This is a genomic window from Pseudomonas rustica (assembly GCF_018336155.1).
Taxonomy (GTDB): Bacteria; Pseudomonadota; Gammaproteobacteria; order Pseudomonadales; family Pseudomonadaceae; genus Aquipseudomonas; species Aquipseudomonas rustica.
In genome coordinates this window covers 108,905-125,707 of the sequence record NZ_JAGYHF010000003.1, presented here as the reverse complement: position 1 = coordinate 125,707, position 16,803 = coordinate 108,905, and the positions used below count along the sequence as shown (strand labels likewise).

12 protein-coding genes are annotated in these 16,803 nt (G+C 57.6%); 2 read left to right on the top strand and 10 right to left on the bottom strand.

Translation table 11 applies throughout. The features are described from left to right. Positions 1–16 precede the first annotated feature (16 nt). From lpdA to sdhC, 7 genes are all read right to left on the bottom strand, one after another. The gene (gene lpdA, locus KFS80_RS06195) at positions 17–1,453 is read right to left on the bottom strand and encodes a dihydrolipoyl dehydrogenase (protein WP_053118492.1); all 1,437 of its coding nucleotides are present in this window, start codon (positions 1,451–1,453) and stop codon (positions 17–19) included. Positions 1,454–1,562: 109 nt separating this feature from the next. Beyond that, positions 1,563–2,786: a 2-oxoglutarate dehydrogenase complex dihydrolipoyllysine-residue succinyltransferase gene (gene odhB, locus KFS80_RS06190; RefSeq protein WP_064117361.1), complete on the bottom strand. Its 1,224-nt coding sequence runs from the start codon at positions 2,784–2,786 to the stop codon at positions 1,563–1,565. A 42-nt stretch (positions 2,787–2,828) separates the two neighbouring features. Next, positions 2,829–5,660 carry a 2-oxoglutarate dehydrogenase E1 component gene (locus KFS80_RS06185; protein WP_053118487.1) on the bottom strand — a complete coding sequence of 944 codons (2,832 nt, stop codon included), beginning with the start codon at positions 5,658–5,660 and terminating at the stop codon, positions 2,829–2,831. A 251-nt stretch (positions 5,661–5,911) separates the two neighbouring features. Continuing rightward, on the bottom strand, positions 5,912–6,616 hold the full coding sequence (locus tag KFS80_RS06180; RefSeq protein ID WP_053118486.1) for a succinate dehydrogenase iron-sulfur subunit: 705 nt from the start codon (positions 6,614–6,616) through the stop codon (positions 5,912–5,914). 11 nt (positions 6,617–6,627) lie between these two features. Beyond that, a complete protein-coding gene (sdhA, locus tag KFS80_RS06175) occupies positions 6,628–8,400 on the bottom strand; it encodes a succinate dehydrogenase flavoprotein subunit (RefSeq protein ID WP_008077944.1) in 1,773 nt (590 codons plus the stop codon). A 3-nt stretch (positions 8,401–8,403) separates the two neighbouring features. Next, positions 8,404–8,772, bottom strand: coding sequence for a succinate dehydrogenase, hydrophobic membrane anchor protein (gene sdhD, locus KFS80_RS06170; protein ID WP_003222999.1), 369 nt, complete (start codon positions 8,770–8,772; stop codon positions 8,404–8,406). Further along, complete coding sequence (gene sdhC, locus KFS80_RS06165) at positions 8,766–9,140, bottom strand: succinate dehydrogenase, cytochrome b556 subunit (RefSeq protein WP_016773673.1); 375 nt, start codon at positions 9,138–9,140, stop codon at positions 8,766–8,768. The genes sdhD and sdhC overlap by 7 nt, the downstream gene beginning before the upstream one ends. Positions 9,141–9,503: 363 nt before the next feature. Here sdhC and gltA point away from each other — a divergent pair, with 363 nt between their 5' ends. After that, positions 9,504–10,793, top strand: coding sequence for a citrate synthase (gltA, locus tag KFS80_RS06160; protein WP_007919904.1), 1,290 nt, complete (start codon positions 9,504–9,506; stop codon positions 10,791–10,793). A 1,052-nt stretch (positions 10,794–11,845) separates the two neighbouring features. Here the strand turns inward: gltA and KFS80_RS06155 are convergent. From KFS80_RS06155 to KFS80_RS06145, 3 genes are all read right to left on the bottom strand, one after another. After that, positions 11,846–13,504: a cation acetate symporter gene (locus KFS80_RS06155; RefSeq protein ID WP_212544252.1), complete on the bottom strand. Its 1,659-nt coding sequence runs from the start codon at positions 13,502–13,504 to the stop codon at positions 11,846–11,848. Beyond that, positions 13,501–13,812 (bottom strand): DUF485 domain-containing protein, encoded by a 312-nt coding sequence (locus KFS80_RS06150; protein ID WP_016987516.1) that lies wholly within the window; start codon positions 13,810–13,812, stop codon positions 13,501–13,503. The genes KFS80_RS06155 and KFS80_RS06150 overlap by 4 nt, the downstream gene beginning before the upstream one ends. 241 nt (positions 13,813–14,053) lie before the next feature. Then, entirely contained in the window at positions 14,054–14,905 is an 852-nt protein-coding gene (locus KFS80_RS06145; RefSeq protein ID WP_212544251.1) for a glycine betaine ABC transporter substrate-binding protein, read from the bottom strand. Positions 14,906–15,191: 286 nt separating this feature from the next. On the opposite strand from KFS80_RS06145, the gene KFS80_RS06140 reads away from it, so the two are divergent. Then, positions 15,192–16,787 carry a glycoside hydrolase family 17 protein gene (locus KFS80_RS06140; protein WP_212544250.1) on the top strand — a complete coding sequence of 532 codons (1,596 nt, stop codon included), beginning with the start codon at positions 15,192–15,194 and terminating at the stop codon, positions 16,785–16,787. Positions 16,788–16,803 lie beyond the last annotated feature (16 nt).

The window sequence follows — 16,803 nt, the reverse complement described above, 5'->3', positions numbered from 1 at the left end:
GGTTTCTTATTGTCTGTTAACGCTTTTTGCGGTTGGCAATGTGGATGGCGCCGCCATTCACAGCCAAAGCAGCTTCGTGCAAGGCTTCAGACAGGGTCGGATGGGAGAAAACCATCATGCCCAGATCTTCAGCGCTGGTGCCGAATTCCATACCGATCGCGCCCTGCTGAACCAGTTCTGCAGCGCTCGGGCCAATCACGTGCACACCCAATACGCGGTCAGTCTTGGCATCAGCGATGACCTTGACGAAACCACCGGTATCGTTGGCGGCCATGGCACGGCCGGAAGCGGCGAACGGGAAGGTGCCGACGTTAACTTCAACGCCTTCAGCTTTCAAGGCCTGCTCGGTTTTACCCACCCACGCGATTTCCGGGTGAGTATAAATAACCGAAGGGATCAGGTCATAGTTCATCTGGGCTTTGTGGCCCTTGATGCGCTCGACAACCATGATGCCTTCTTCGGATGCCTTGTGCGCCAGCATCATGCCGCGCACCACGTCACCAATGGCGAAAACGCCCGGTACGGTGGTCGCGCAGTGATCGTCAACGTGCACGAAACCGCGCTCGTCGAGGGTCACGCCGCTGTCGGAAGCCAGCAGATCAGTGGTCACCGGACGGCGACCAACGGCTACGATCAGCTTGTCGAAAGTAATGGTCTGTTCGCCGTTGGCATCGGTGTAGTTCACAACGACTTCGTCGCCATTCACTTTCGAGCCGGTCACGCGAGCGCCCAGTTTGATGTCCAGACCTTGTTTGGTCAGGGTTTTCAGCGCTTCCTTGGAAACAGCGGTGTCCGCTGCCATCAGGAAGGTGTCCAGTGCTTCCAGAACAACCACTTCCGAACCCAGACGCGACCATACCGAACCCAGTTCCAGACCGATCACGCCAGCGCCAATCACGCCCAGACGCTTAGGTACGGTTTGGAATTCCAGAGCGCCAGTCGAATCGACGATGACGTTCTGATCAACCGGAGCCGGTGGAATGTCGATTGGACGCGAGCCTGGAGCCAGGATCACGTTCTCAGCTTCGATGACTTCAACCGAACCGTCTGGCTTGGTGACTTCGACTTTCTTGCCAGCCAGCAGTTTGCCGTGGCCCTGGATCGAAGTAACGCCGTTGGCCTTGAACAGAGTGGCAACGCCGCCGGTCAGGTTCTTGACGATGCCAGCCTTGCGGCCAACCATCGCAGCGACGTCCATTTTGACTTCGCCGGTCGAGATACCGTGAACGTTGAAGCTTTCTTTCGCTTCCTTGTATTTCCAGGAGCTGTCGAGCAGCGCCTTGGAAGGAATGCAGCCTACGTTCAGGCAGGTGCCGCCCAGGGCTTGCTTGCCTTCAGCGTCGGTGTACTTCTCGATGCAGGCAGTGGTCAGACCCAGCTGCGCCGCCTTGATGGCAGCCACGTAGCCACCAGGGCCAGCACCGATCACTACTACGTCAAATTTCTGCGACATTCAAAAAATCCTCTTTAGCAATAAAGCTACAAGCCGCAAGCGACAAGCTCCAAGCCCACCCCGCTCGCTTTGAGCTTGTGGCTTGAAACTTGAAGCTTGCCGCTGTTTTTTAGATATCCAGCAACAGACGAGCCGGATCTTCCAGCAGGTTCTTGATGGTCACCAGGAAGGTCACAGCTTCTTTGCCATCGATCAGACGGTGATCGTAGGACAGTGCCAGGTACATCATCGGACGGATAACGACCTGACCGTTGATGGCCATAGGACGCTGGATGATGTTGTGCATGCCCAGAATCGCTGCCTGCGGCGGGTTGACGATCGGGGTCGACATCATCGAACCGAAGGTACCACCGTTGGTGATGGTGAAGGTACCACCGGTCATCTCGTCCATCGACAGTTTGCCGTCACGGGCTTTTTTGCCGAATGTTGCGATGCCGCCTTCGATTTCAGCCAGGCTCATCAGTTCGGCGTTACGCAGAACCGGAACAACCAGACCGCGGTCGCTGGAAACGGCAACGCCGATGTCAGCGTAGCCGTGGTAAACGATGTCAGCGCCGTCGATCGATGCGTTAACAGCCGGGAAGCGTTTCAGCGCTTCGGTAGCCGCTTTCACGAAGAACGACATGAAGCCCAGGCGTACGCCGTTGTGGGACTTCTCGAACAGATCCTTGTACTTCGAACGCAGAGCCATGACTTCAGTCATGTCGACTTCGTTGAAAGTGGTCAGCATCGCCATGTTCGACTGAGCTTCAACCAGACGCTTGGCCACGGTGGCACGCACGCGGGTCATCGGTACACGCTTCTCGATGCGGTCGCCAGCGGCGAACACAGGAGCAGCAGCCGAAGGAGCAGCAGCCTTGGCAGGCGCGGCAGCCGGAGCGGCTTTCTTGGCAGCTACAGCAGCGACTACGTCTTCCTTGGTCACACGACCGCCCTTGCCGGTACCGGCAACGGAAGCGATGTTGATGCCGTTTTCTTCAGCCAGCTTGCGCGCAGCCGGTGCAGCAACAGGATCGTCTTCGCCCTCGGCAGCAGCCGGTGCAGCGGCAGCAGCGGCCGGAGCAGCAGCGGCAGCTGGAGCAGCGGCAGCAGCGCCGCCCGCTTCGATGGAGCCCAGCACTTCGTCGGACAGAACGGTGTCGCCTTCGTTCTTGACGATTGCGCCCAGCACGCCGTCGGCGGTAGCCAGAACTTCCAGTACGACTTTGTCAGTTTCGATGTCGACGATCAGGTCGTCACGCTTGACGGCGTCGCCCGGTTGTTTGTGCCAGGTGGCAACGGTGCCATCGGCAACCGATTCCGGGAAAGTGGGGGCTTTGATCTCGATAGCCATTATCTGTAGTTCCTTAAATTCGGTTTCAGGTGCGCGAAGGCATTAAATGGTAAACGCGGCTTGCAGGAGTTTTTCCTGCTGCTCGGCGTGCATCGATGCGTAACCACAAGCTGGGGCAGCAGAAGCCTCACGGCCCGCGTACTCAAGTACGAGAGACTTGTCGAGGTTACCGATGCTGCGACGCAAGTGGTGCTGGCTGCAGTACCAGGCGCCCTGGTTCATTGGCTCTTCCTGACACCAAACGGCATTTTTGACGTTGGTGTATGGAGCCAGGACTTCTTTCAAGTCGTCCTCAGGGAATGGATACAGCTGCTCGATACGCACGATGGCGATATCTTCACGGCCTTCGGCACGGCGTTTTTCCAGCAGGTCGTAGTAGACCTTGCCGCTACACAGAACAACACGCTCGACCTTTTTCGGGTCCAGAGTATCGATTTCCGGGATCACGGTCTGGAACGAACCTTCGGCCAGATCTTCCAGAGTCGAGATGGCCAGCTTGTGGCGCAGCAGCGACTTCGGCGTCAGCACGATCAACGGTTTGCGCAGCGGACGAATTACCTGACGACGCAGCAAGTGGTAGATCTGTGCTGGCGTGGTCGGTACAGCTACCTGAATGTTGTGCTCGGCGCACAGTTGCAGGTAACGCTCAAGACGTGCCGAGCTGTGCTCAGGGCCCTGACCTTCGTAACCGTGTGGCAGCAACATGGTCAGACCGCAGAGACGGCCCCACTTGTGCTCGCCGCTGGTGATGAACTGGTCGATTACAACCTGTGCACCGTTGGCGAAGTCACCGAACTGGGCTTCCCAGATCACCAGCGCGTCCGGCGTGGTGGTCGAGTAACCGTATTCGAATGCCAGTACCGCTTCTTCCGACAGGAACGAGTCGTACAGGTCAAAGCGTGGCTGACCGTCGTACAAGTGCGCCAGCGGAATGTAGGTGCCCGCGTCTTTCTGGTTGTGCAACACAGCGTGACGGTGCGAGAACGTACCGCGGCCGATGTCCTGACCAGTCATGCGAATCGGGTGACCTTCGAACGCCAGGGTCGCGTACGCCATCGTTTCGGCGTAACCCCAGTTGATCGGCAGGCCGCCGGCTTGCATTTTCTGACGGTCTTCGTAGATCTTCGCAACCTGACGCTGCACCACGAAGCCGTCCGGAATTTCCAGCAGCTTGGCGGACAGTTCTTGCAGGGTTTTCAGATCGAAACGCGTGTCGTGACGCGCAGTCCAGGCGTGGCCCAGATACGGACGCCAGTCCACGAACAACTCTTTGTTCGGCTCTTTGACCAGCGATTTCACGACGTGCAGACCGTTGTCCAGCGCGTTGCGGTATTCGTCGACTTTCGCCTGAACACGCTCTGCGTCGAGCACTCCGCCCTGGGTCAGACGATCAGCGTACAGCTCACGGGTGGTGCGCTGTTTGGTGATCTGCTGATACATCAGAGGCTGGGTGCCGCTTGGCTCGTCAGCTTCGTTGTGGCCGCGACGACGGTAGCAGACCAGGTCGATCACCACGTCACGCTTGAACTGCATGCGGTAATCGATGGCCAGCTGGGTCACGAACAACACGGCTTCCGGATCATCACCATTCACATGGAGGATCGGCGCCTGGATCATCTTGGCAACGTCGGTGGCGTACTCGGTGGAACGCGAGTCCAGCGGGTTGCTGATGGTGAAACCAACCTGGTTGTTGATCACGATGTGCACGGTACCGCCGGTTTTGAAACCGCGGGTCTGCGACATCTGGAAGGTTTCCATGACCACGCCCTGACCTGCGAATGCAGCGTCACCGTGGATGGAGATCGGCAGAACCTTCTCACCGGTCGGGTCGTTACGACGATCCTGACGGGCGCGAACCGAACCTTCTACCACCGGGGAAACGATTTCCAGGTGGGACGGGTTGAACGCCATGGCCAGGTGAACTTCACCGCCGGCGGTCATCACGTTGGACGAGAAGCCCTGGTGATACTTAACGTCACCGGAACCCAGCTCGACCTTCTTCTTGCCTTCAAACTCGTCGAACAGCTCGCGCGGGTTCTTGCCGAAGGTGTTGACCAGTACGTTCAGACGACCACGGTGGGCCATGCCGATGACGACTTCCTTGGTGCCGTAGGAACCGGAACGCTGGATCAGTTCGTCGAGCATCGGAATCAGGCTTTCGCCGCCTTCCAGACCGAAACGCTTGGTGCCCGGGTATTTGGTGCCCAGGTATTTTTCCAGGCCTTCACCGGCAGTCACGCGCTCAAGCAGGTGGCTCTTGATGTCGGCGGAGTACGTCGGACGACCACGCACGCTTTCCAGACGCTGCTGGAACCACTGGCGCTGCTCGGAATCGGTGATGTGCGTAAATTCAGCGCCGATGGTGCGGCAATATGTCTGCTGCAACGCTTCGTGAATTTCGCGTAGGCTCGCTTCCTCTTTGCCGATGAACAGGTCGCCGGCACGGAAGGTCGTATCAAGATCGGCATTGGTCAAGCCGTAATGATTGATCGACAGGTCTGCAGGTGCAGGACGCTGCCACAGCCCCAGCGGGTCAAGCTGGGCTGCCTGGTGGCCACGCATACGGTAGGCCTGGATCAATCGCAGCACTTCAACTTGCTTCTTCTCGTGCTCACTGCTCACGCTCCCGGCGGAAACCGGTTGGGCGCGGCGCTGGTTCTTTGCCAGCAGCACGAAATGATCGCGAATTGTGGAGTGCGAAACATCAGTGGCAGAGTTGCCGTCGGCGGGCAACTTCTGAAAGTAGGTGCGCCACTCTTCTGGCACAGCGTTAGGGTCGTGCAGGTAGAGCTCATAAAGCTCTTCCACATAGGCAGCGTTTCCACCTGAAAGGTAGGCGCTGTTCCACATGCGCTGCATCACGCTTTCTTGCATGCTTGGTCACCCTCGGTTAGGGGAACACCATCGGCGACGACACCGAGCAAACTTGCAGAAGTCCGAATGCAGCGACTAAAACAAGCCACTTAGGATCACGCTGATAGTCCGGGTACCAGCCCGGATGCCCCTGCTTGTCTCATTTCTTCAAAATAAGAGCCGCAGCTTGTGGCTACTGCTCTGGTTATAGCCATGACGCGGGTTGAAGCCCGCGCCACAGCCTCTACGGTACAGCGGTTACATCAGCTGAATCACACGCCGCTCGAGAGCAACATGTTACGGATGTGACCGATGGCCTTAGTCGGGTTCAGGCCTTTCGGACATACGTTGACGCAGTTCATGATGCCCCGGCAACGGAAAACGCTGAACGGGTCATCGAGCGAAGCCAGACGCTCGGTAGTCTTGGTGTCACGGCTGTCTGCCAGGAAGCGATAAGCTTGCAGCAGTGCAGCTGGACCCAGGAACTTGTCCGGGTTCCACCAGAAGGACGGGCAAGAGGTCGAGCAGCAAGCGCACAGGATGCACTCGTACAGACCGTCGAGCTTTTCGCGCTCTTCTGGCGACTGCAGACGCTCGATGGCCGGAGCCGGCGTGTCGTTCTGCAGGTAAGGCTTCACCTTCTCGTATTGCTTGTAGAAGATGCTCATATCGACGACCAGGTCACGGATAACCGGCAAACCTGGCAGCGGACGAACGATCAACTTGTTACCTTTTACAACAGCAGACAGCGGCGTGATGCATGCCAGGCCGTTTTTGCCGTTGATGTTCATGCCGTCGGAACCACAAACGCCTTCACGGCAAGAGCGACGATAGGAGAAACCTTCGTCCTGCTCTTTGATCAGGGCCAGTACGTCCAGCACCATCAGGTCTTTACCACCGGTATCGACCTGGAATTCCTGCATGAACGGCGCGGCGTCCTGATCAGGGTTGTAACGATATACGCTGACTTGCAACATGGCGGCCACCCTTAATAAGTCCGAATCTTAGGTTCAAAAGTCGGAACAGTCTTCGGCGAGAAGTTCACGGCACGCTTGGTGACGCGCTTGTCACCCGGGAAGTACAGGGTGTGGCACAGCCAGTTTTCGTCGTCACGGTCTTCGAAGTCTTCACGGGCGTGAGCACCGCGCGACTCTTTACGAACCTCGGCAGCGATGGCAGTAGCTTCAGCCACTTCCAGCAGGTTTTGCAGTTCCAGCGCTTCGATACGGGCAGTGTTGAACGCCTGCGACTTATCGTTGATTTTCACGTTGGCGATGCGGGTACGCAGGTCAGCCAGCTGAGCAATACCTTTCTGCATGTATTCGCCAGTACGGAATACACCGAAATAGTTCTGCATGCAGTTCTGCAGCTCGCGACGCAGGGTTGCCACGTCTTCGCCATCAGTACGGCTGTTCAGCGCGTTCAGACGCGACAGGGCAGCTTCGATGTCGGCTTCGGTAGCGTCGTCGTATTCGATGCCGTCGGTCAGCGCCTTTTCCAGGTGCAGGCCGGCAGCGCGGCCGAATACCACCAGGTCGAGCAGCGAGTTGCCGCCCAGACGGTTGGCACCGTGAACCGATACGCAAGCCACTTCGCCTACAGCGAACAGGCCCGGGATGATCTTGTCGACGCCTTCAGCGTCCTGGGTGATCGCCTGACCATGAATGTTGGTGGCAACGCCGCCCATCATATAGTGGCAAGTCGGAACAACCGGAACCGGCGCAACAACCGGGTCAACGTGTGCGAAAGTCTTCGACAGTTCGCAGATGCCTGGCAGACGGCTGTGCAGTACTTCCTCGCCCAGGTGGTCGAGTTTGAGCAGTACGTGGTCGCCATTCGGGCCGCAACCGTTACCGGCGATGATTTCTTTAACCATCGAGCGAGCAACAACGTCACGACCGGCAAGGTCTTTGGCATTCGGAGCATAACGCTCCATGAAACGCTCGCCGTGCTTGTTGATCAGGTAACCACCTTCACCACGGCAACCTTCTGTAACCAGTACACCGGCGCCGGCGATGCCGGTCGGGTGGAACTGCCACATTTCGATGTCTTGTACCGGCACGCCAGCACGCAGAGCCATGCCGACGCCGTCACCGGTGTTGATCAAGGCGTTGGTGGTGGATGCGTAGATACGACCTGCACCGCCGGTAGCCAATACGGTGGCTTTGGCGCGGATGTAGGTGGTTTCGCCGGTTTCGATGCAGATCGCGATCACACCGACGAAGTCGCCTTCCTGGTTTTTCACCAGATCGACAGCGTAGTACTCGTTCAGGAACGTGGTACCGGCTTTCAGGTTGCCCTGATAAAGGGTGTGCAGCAGCGCGTGACCGGTACGGTCGGAAGCGGCGCACGTACGGGCAGCCTGCCCGCCTTTGCCGTAATCCTTGGACTGGCCACCGAACGGACGCTGATAGATGCGGCCCTGTTCGGTACGCGAGAACGGCATGCCCATGTGGTCCAGCTCATAAACAGCAGCCGGGCCTTCCTGGCACATGTATTCGATAGCGTCCTGGTCACCGATATAGTCGGAACCCTTGACGGTATCGTACATGTGCCAGCGCCAGTCATCGTTCGGGTCAGCAGACGCGATTGCGCAAGTGATGCCGCCTTGAGCGGAAACAGTGTGCGAACGGGTCGGGAAAACCTTGGTGATCACGGCAGTCTTGTGACCGCCCTGTGCCAGTTGCAGCGCAGCGCGCATGCCGGCACCGCCACCACCAATAATGATGGCGTCGAAAGAAATCGTTGGAATGTTAGCCATGACTCAGATACCCCAGAGAATCTGCACACCCCAGACGAAGTAAGCGAACATCGCAACGCCGCATACTGCCTGGAAAAGGAAACGTATAGCCGTCGCGGACTTGCCGAACGCCATTGGCGTCAGGTAGTCAGTCGCGATGGTCCACATGCCGACCCAGGCGTGAGCGCCAAGGGCAACAAGGGCCAGGAGGCTGAAAATACGCATCCCGTTGTGGGCGAACAGTTCATGCCACTGGGCATACTCGAGGCCAGGGTGGGCCACGACGTATCCGATCAGGAAGATGAAGTAAGCCGCGAGAACGACCGCAGACACACGTTGCGCCATCCAGTCATAGAGGCCCGAACGCGAGAGGTTCGTGACGTTAGTTACCATATCCAAACTCCTGCCAGAACGATTACCACCACGGAAACGGCGATAACGATTTTCGAGCCCAGCTTGCCGCCTTCCAGCGTCTCACCGATGCCCATGTCCATGATCAAGTGGCGCACACCGGCTACCAAGTGATACAGCAGAGCGGACAGGATGCCCCAAATCACTAGCTTGGCTAGCGGACTGGTCAGACACGCTTTCACCTGACCGAAGCCTTCCTCGGAGCTCAGCGACTTGTCCAATGCGTAAAGCATGATGGCAAGGCACACGAAGAGGATGACACCGGAGATTCGGTGAAGAATGGACGTGTAAGCAGTGACTGGGAGTTTGATGGTCCTTAGGTCTAGGTTTACAGGTCGTTGGCTTTTCACGGCTTTTTTTTCACACTGAAGAGCCCCTAACAATCAGGGCAAAGTTGTTGGGGAGTGCACTGGTCAGGTAACCACCACCCAGGGATGCGACCCCCAATGAAAGCAAGCCCAAAAGCCCTTGGCGGTCGGTGGCCGAGTATAGACAGTTAGGCTACTAATGACAACGCAATCACCTACCCCCAATAGCTGATTGCACAAGTTGCATAAAAGGCGTAAATGGCAGGCAATTTCGAGGAAAAAGTGCGCTTAAAGCCTTCTGGAGCAAGACTTTAGGCAAATTGACATTCGAATTTATCTCACTATAGTGGTGCGGGCCCTGCGTGGGGGGTCTGTCTGATGGTTCAAGCATAAATAGGAGGCCACATGGCTGACAAAAAAGCGCAGTTGATCATCGAGGGCGCAGCCCCCGTCGAGCTGCCCATTTTAACCGGCACCGTTGGTCCCGATGTAATCGATGTTCGGGGCCTGACGGCCACGGGCCGCTTCACTTTCGACCCGGGTTTCATGTCGACCGCTTCGTGCGAATCGAAGATCACCTATATCGACGGCGACAACGGCATTCTGTTGCACCGCGGCTACCCGATCGAACAGCTGGCTGAAAAGTCGGACTACCTGGAAACCTGCTACCTGCTGCTCAACGGCGAATTGCCGACCGCAGAACAGAAGGCCCAGTTCGTCAGCACCGTGAAAAACCACACCATGGTTCACGAGCAGCTGAAAACCTTCTTCAACGGCTTCCGTCGCGACGCCCACCCAATGGCCGTCATGTGCGGTGTAGTCGGCGCCCTCTCGGCCTTCTACCACGACTCCCTCGACATCAATAACCCGCAGCATCGCGAAATCTCCGCGATCCGTCTGGTTGCCAAGATGCCGACCCTGGCAGCGATGGTTTACAAGTACTCCATGGGTCAACCCATGATGTACCCGCGCAACGACCTGACGTACGCGGAAAACTTCCTGCACATGATGTTCAACACCCCGTGCGAGATCAAACCGATCAGCCCGGTGCTCGCCAAAGCCATGGACCGGATTTTCATCCTCCATGCCGACCACGAGCAGAACGCATCGACTTCCACCGTACGTCTGGCAGGTTCTTCGGGTGCCAACCCGTTCGCCTGTATCGCCGCCGGTATCGCCGCACTGTGGGGCCCTGCTCACGGTGGTGCGAACGAAGCCGTTCTGACCATGCTGGATGAAATTGGCGATGTGTCGAACATCGACAAGTTCATCGCCAAGGCCAAGGACAAGAACGATCCGTTCAAGCTGATGGGCTTCGGTCACCGCGTTTACAAGAACCGCGACCCTCGCGCGACTGTAATGAAACAGACCTGTGACGAAGTGTTGAAGGAACTGGGCATTAATAATGATCCGCAACTCGAACTGGCGATGCGCCTGGAAGAGATTGCGTTGACTGACCCGTACTTCATCGAGCGCTCGCTGTACCCGAACGTCGATTTCTACTCGGGGATTATCCTCAAGGCGATCGGCATTCCGACCAGCATGTTTACGGTGATTTTCGCGCTTGCACGTACTGTTGGCTGGATTTCGCACTGGAAAGAGATGCTTTCGAGCCCGTACAAGATTGGCCGTCCGCGCCAGTTGTACACTGGCTACGAGTCGCGTGATATTTCCAAGCTGGAAGATCGCAAATAAGACCTGTCTTGCGATAACGTCTTAAGTTGTACCGGGAACGGCCTCTATTTATATAGGGGCCGTTTTTGTTTGTTTGGTCTCAGCGGCCTGTGGGCCGACTGGATTTGAGGGTTGGGTGTATATCCGTTTTTGCGGGTGCTGCCGCTGGCGGTTTCGCTCTTACAGCGAGTCCCTTTTTCAAACGCCAAAAAGGAACCAAAAGGCTTTGCCCCTGGCGTACGGCACTTCGCTGAGGCTCAGTGTTCCCTCGCTACGGTCTCCATCCGGGGGCATCGCCTACGGTTTGCTTCGCTGCACCTCCTCTCGATGTATGCGGCTGCGCCGCACGGCGCTGCGCGCCTACCCCCTGATGAACACCTCCGCTCGGCCTGCCGATGGGGCAAAAGATCAAAAAACAGAGCCAGATCAAAATCAACTGCCCCTCACCCTAACCCTCTCCCGGAGGGAGAGGGGACTGACCGAGGTGTTTGGGAGAAAGACGCCGACTTGAAATACCGCGTCGAACTCAGACTTTGAAAGGCTCACAAATCGGCTCCCTCTCCCTCGGGAGAGGGCTGGGGTGAGGGGCAAGAGCACCACAAAAACTAAAACCGTGCGCGCTGTGCTCTTCACCACTCAATAGGCCGAGTATCAGCTCGCCTGCTCTTGATCTTGATCTTGATCTTGATCTTGATCTCGGAGCCCGTCGGAAGGCTGAGTGGAGGGATTGATCCGGGGGTGGTAGCGCAGCGACCGTTTGGCGCAGCCAAACACAGCGAGAGGAGGTGCAGCGAAGCAAACCGTAGGCGCTGCGCCCGGATCGATCCCGCAGCGAAGGAACCCCGAGCCCCAGCGAGCGGGCCGCACGTAGGAGCAAGCGTTTTTTGCTTACTTTTTTTGGCGTTTGAAAAAAAGTGAGTCGCCGTCAGGGCGAAACCCTAAGCCGCCGTTACCGCAGCAACGGATATTCACCCAATCAAAAAAAACACACCAAAGTCCGATAACCGCCCACAAAAAATGCCCCGATCTCTCAACCGGGGCATTCAGCACAACATTACAAAACCATCAAACCATCAGTGAGAAACTGCCCCACTCGCCCCCAACCCAGTCTGCGAACGCACAAACTGCGGGAAGAACAGCGCACGTTCTTTGTCCGCCGCCGCCGACTTATCCGTAATCGAGAAGAACCAAATACCCACAAAGGCAATGATCATCGAGAACAGCGCCGGATACTCGTAAGGGAAGATCGCCTTCTCATGATGCAGAATCTGCACCCAGATGGTTGGGCCAAGGATCATCAGGCCAACAGCACTGATCAACCCCAACCAGCCGCCAATCATCGCACCGCGTGTGGTCAGCTTCTTCCAGTACATCGAAAGCAACAGCACCGGGAAGTTACAGCTCGCCGCGATCGAGAACGCCAGGCCCACCATGAACGCAATGTTCTGGCTTTCGAACAAAATACCCAGGCCAATCGCCAACACCGCCAAAGCAATGGTGGTGATCTTCGACACACGAATCTCGTCCTTCTCGTTCGCCTTGCCCTTCTTGATCACACTGGCGTACAGGTCGTGAGACACCGCCGAAGCACCGGCCAGAGTCAGGCCAGCCACAACCGCCAGAATGGTCGCAAACGCTACCGCCGAGATAAAGCCGAGGAAAATACTGCCGCCGACCGCGTTGGCCAAGTGCACCGCCGCCATGTTGTTGCCGCCCAACAGCGCGCCAGCAGCATCTTTGAAGGCCGGATTGGTGCTGACCAGCAGGATCGCGCCGAAGCCGATGATGAAGGTCAGGATGTAGAAGTAGCCGATGAAGCCAGTCGCGTACAACACGCTCTTACGTGCTTCTTTTGCGTCACTCACGGTGAAGAAGCGCATCAGAATGTGTGGCAGGCCAGCGGTACCGAACATCAGCGCCAGACCCAGCGAGAAGGCCGAAATCGGATCCTTGACCAGACCGCCCGGGCTCATGATCGCTTCGCCTTTCGGGTGAACCTTGATCGCTTCCGAGAACAGCATGTTGAAGTCGAAGTTGACGTGCTTCATTACCATCAGCGCCATGAACGAGGCACCGGACAGCAGCAGCACAGCCTTGATGATCTGTACCCAGGTCGTCGCCAGCATGCCGCCGAACAGCACGTACATGCACATCAGGATACCGACCAGAATCACCGCAACGTGGTAATCGAGGCCGAACAACAGCTGGATCAGCTTGCCGGCACCGACCATTTGCGCGATCAGGTAGAACGCCACCACCACCAGCGAACCGCAGGCAGACAGGGTGCGAATCTGGGTTTGCCCGAGGCGGTAGGACGCCACGTCGGCAAAGGTGTATTTACCCAGGTTACGCAGACGCTCGGCGATCAGGAACAGAATGATCGGCCAGCCCACCAGGAAGCCGATCGAGTAGATCAGGCCGTCGTAGCCGGAGGTGAACACCAGCGCGGAAATCCCCAGGAAGGACGCCGCCGACATGTAGTCACCGGCAATCGCCAGACCGTTCTGGAAACCGGTGATCTTGCCGCCCGCCGCATAGTAGTCGGCGGCCGAGTTGTTTTTCTTCGAGGCCCAGTAGGTGATGTACAGCGTGGCACCGACGAACGCCACGAACATCAGGATCGCAGGAATATTCAGCGGCTGTTTGGCCACTTCACCCGTCAGCGCATCCGCCGCCCAGGCACCCGGTGCAAATGCTGCAACACTTAATAAAGCCAGTAGACGCCGGATCATTGCTGAGCCTCCTTGAGAATCGCATTGTTCAGGTCGTCAAACTCGCCATTGGCGCGGCGCACGTAGATACCGGTCAGGATGAAGGCAGACAGAATCAGGCCGACACCGATCGGGATACCCCAGGTAATGGATGATTCAGGACTGATCTTCGCGCCCAGAATATGCGGCCCGTAAGCAATCAGAAGGATGAATGCGGAGTAAAGCCCTAGCATGATTGCCGAGAGAATCCAGGCGAATCGTTCCCTTTTCTGTACCAGCTCCTTGAATCGGGGACTGTTTTGAATCGAGAGGTAAATGCTGTCGTTCATTGTTTTTATCCTCGCAGCACAAATTATTGTTGGAACATAGCTAATGTATGCGGCTGCGGGAGCGGGAACAGACGACCTTAGTAGTAGAACGCCATGACACTTTTGCCAATTTCCGGTACAGCACAAAACAACTGTGGGAGCGGGCTTGCTCGCGAAGGCGTCGGATCAGTCAACACATCAGTCGACTGACAGACCGCTTTCGCGAGCAAGCCCGCTCCCACAGGGTTAGGCGGTGAAGCTTTTATTTAGTCCAGTCAGCCACGCGCTCCGGGTGTTTGGCCACCCAATCTTTCGCTGCGGCTTCAGGCTTGGCGCCGTCTTGAATCGCGAGCATCACTTCGCCGATTTCGTCTTTCGAAGCCCACTGGAAGTTCTTCAGGAACTTGGCCACTTCCGGTGCCTTGGCTTCCAGCCCTTTGCTGCCGATGCTGTTCACGGTTTCAGCCGCGCCGTACACGCCTTTCGGGTCGTCGAGGAAGCGCAGTTTCCACTTGGCGAACATCCAGTGCGGCACCCAACCGGTGACGGCGATGGATTCGTTTTTCTTCTCGGCACGGGTCAGCTCGGCAATCATGCCGGCGCCGGAACTGGCTTTAAGGCTGTATTTGTCGAGGCCGTAATCCTTGATCGCTTGATCGGTCTTGAGCATCACGCCTGAACCGGCGTCGATGCCGACGATGCGGTTTTTGAAGGTGTCGTCGGTTTTCAGGTCTTCGATCGATTTGGCTTTGACGTACTCCGGCACGATCAGGCCGATTTTTGCATCCTTGAAGTTCGGGCCGTAATCGACGACCAGATCCTTGTTTTTCGTCCAGTATTCGCCGTGCGTTACTGGCAGCCAGGCCGAAAGCATGGCGTCGAGTTTGCCGGTGGCAACGCCCTGCCACATGATCCCGGTGGCGACGGCTTGCAGCTTCACGTCGTAGCCGAGTTTCTGTTTGATCACTTCGGCGGCTACGTGGGTGGTCGCCACGCTGTCGGACCAGCCGTCAACGTAACCGATGTTCAGGGTCTGCTTTTCTGCACTGGCGAAAGTGGAGCTCATCGCAAGCACCAGAGCAGCACTTGCGCCTAAAAGTCGTCGCATCTTCATCGTTACTTCCCCGAAATGCTGCGCCCGACGGATGACGGGCGGCGTCAACGTATTGTTATGGTGCACAGCGCCCCCATCACGCCCGACCGCAAACTCGCTGGAACATCAGTGGAGTGCTGATGCTTTGATCATCAACCTCACGCCCCTCGCGACCTGCTCTGTCAGCGACCTCAAGACAATAAGAAACGACATCAGAAGGCCATTAACTGCCTTCGAATAATTGGCGCCAGACAATCCGCCCGAACTTTGCATGTCAAAATCGTGCGGGCCACCAACCCCTCTATAAATGCAGGTAACATGCGTCGCTTTGCAGCCACTCGGCCCGACCATGTCCGCGACGTCCCGCTTCCCCTTCCCTGCTTATTTATTCGCCTGCCTGCTTGGGCTGTTTGCGCTCGGCGGCTTCTGGTATGGCCTCGGCCAACCGGTGATTCTGCCGGACGCCGCAACGCCAACGCACAAGCTGCAATGCGCGTCCTATACGCCGTTCGATAAGGATCAGTCGCCGTTCGACGTGCCGTTCAAATTGCGCCCGGAGCGCATGGATGCTGACCTCGCGCTGCTGGCGACACGTTTTGAATGCATTCGCACCTACTCGATGACAGGTCTGGAAGCGTTGCCGGATCTGGCGCGCAAACACGGTCTGAAATTGATGATCGGCGCGTGGGTCAACAGCAACCCGGTCGACACTGAAAAAGAAGTCGACCTGCTGATCAAATCGGCCAACGCCAACCCGGACGTGGTCAGCGCGGTGATCGTCGGCAACGAAGCGCTGCTGCGCAAAGAAGTCACCGGCGCGCAACTGGCCCGACTGATCAACAAGGTCAAAAGCCAGGTCAAGCAACCGGTCACGTACGCCGATGTCTGGGAGTTCTGGCTCAAACACCCGGAAGTCGCGCCGGCGGTGGATTTCCTGACCATTCATTTGCTGCCGTACTGGGAAGATGATCCGTCGAACATCGATGCCGCCCTGCAACACGTGGCGGATGTGCGCCGCGTGTTCGGCAACAAGTTCGCGCCGAAGGACGTGATGATTGGCGAAACCGGTTGGCCGAGCGAAGGCCGTCAGCGCGAGACTGCCCTGCCGAGCCGGGTCAACGAGGCCAAATTCATTCGTGGTTTTGTCGCGATGGCCGAAAAAGAAGGCTGGCATTACAACCTGATCGAAGCGTTTGACCAGCCGTGGAAACGTGGCAGTGAAGGCGCTGTCGGCGGGTATTGGGGTCTGTTTGATGCGGATCGTCAGGACAAAGGCGTGCTCGCCGGGCCGGTGACCAATGTGCCGTACTGGAAAGAATGGCTGGCGGTCGGTGGTTTGATTTTCCTCGGCACTTTGCTGCTGGGCGGACGCGTTCGCAGTACGCGCGCTGCACTGGTGTTGCCACTGCTGGGCGCCCTCGCCGCGTGTTCGATTGGCGCATGGGGCGATCTGGCGCGCGTGACCACGCGGTTTACCAGTGAATGGCTGTGGGTCGGCTTGCTGACGGTGTTGAATCTGTTGGTGCTGGCGCATGCGGCGCTGACGCTGAGTGCGCGGACGGGATGGCGTGAACGGGCATTCAATCTGCTGGAGCGTCGCGCGGGCTGGCTGGTCGCGGCGGCAGGGTTTGCCGCAGCGGTGATGATGCTGGAGATGGTCTTCGACGCGCGTTATCGCAGCTTTGCGAGCATGGCGTTTGTGCTGCCGGCGCTGGTTTACCTGAGCCGCCCGGTGAGCGTGCCGCGTCGGGAGATTGCCTTGCTGGCGTTTATCGTCGGCGCGGGGATTGCGCCGCAGTTGTATGTGGAAGGTTTGCAGAATCAGCAGGCGTGGGGCTGGGCGTTGGTGAGTGGGTTGATGGTGGCTGCTCTTTGGCGCTGCCTGCGGGTTCGCAAGGGCTGAAGATCAAAAGATCGCA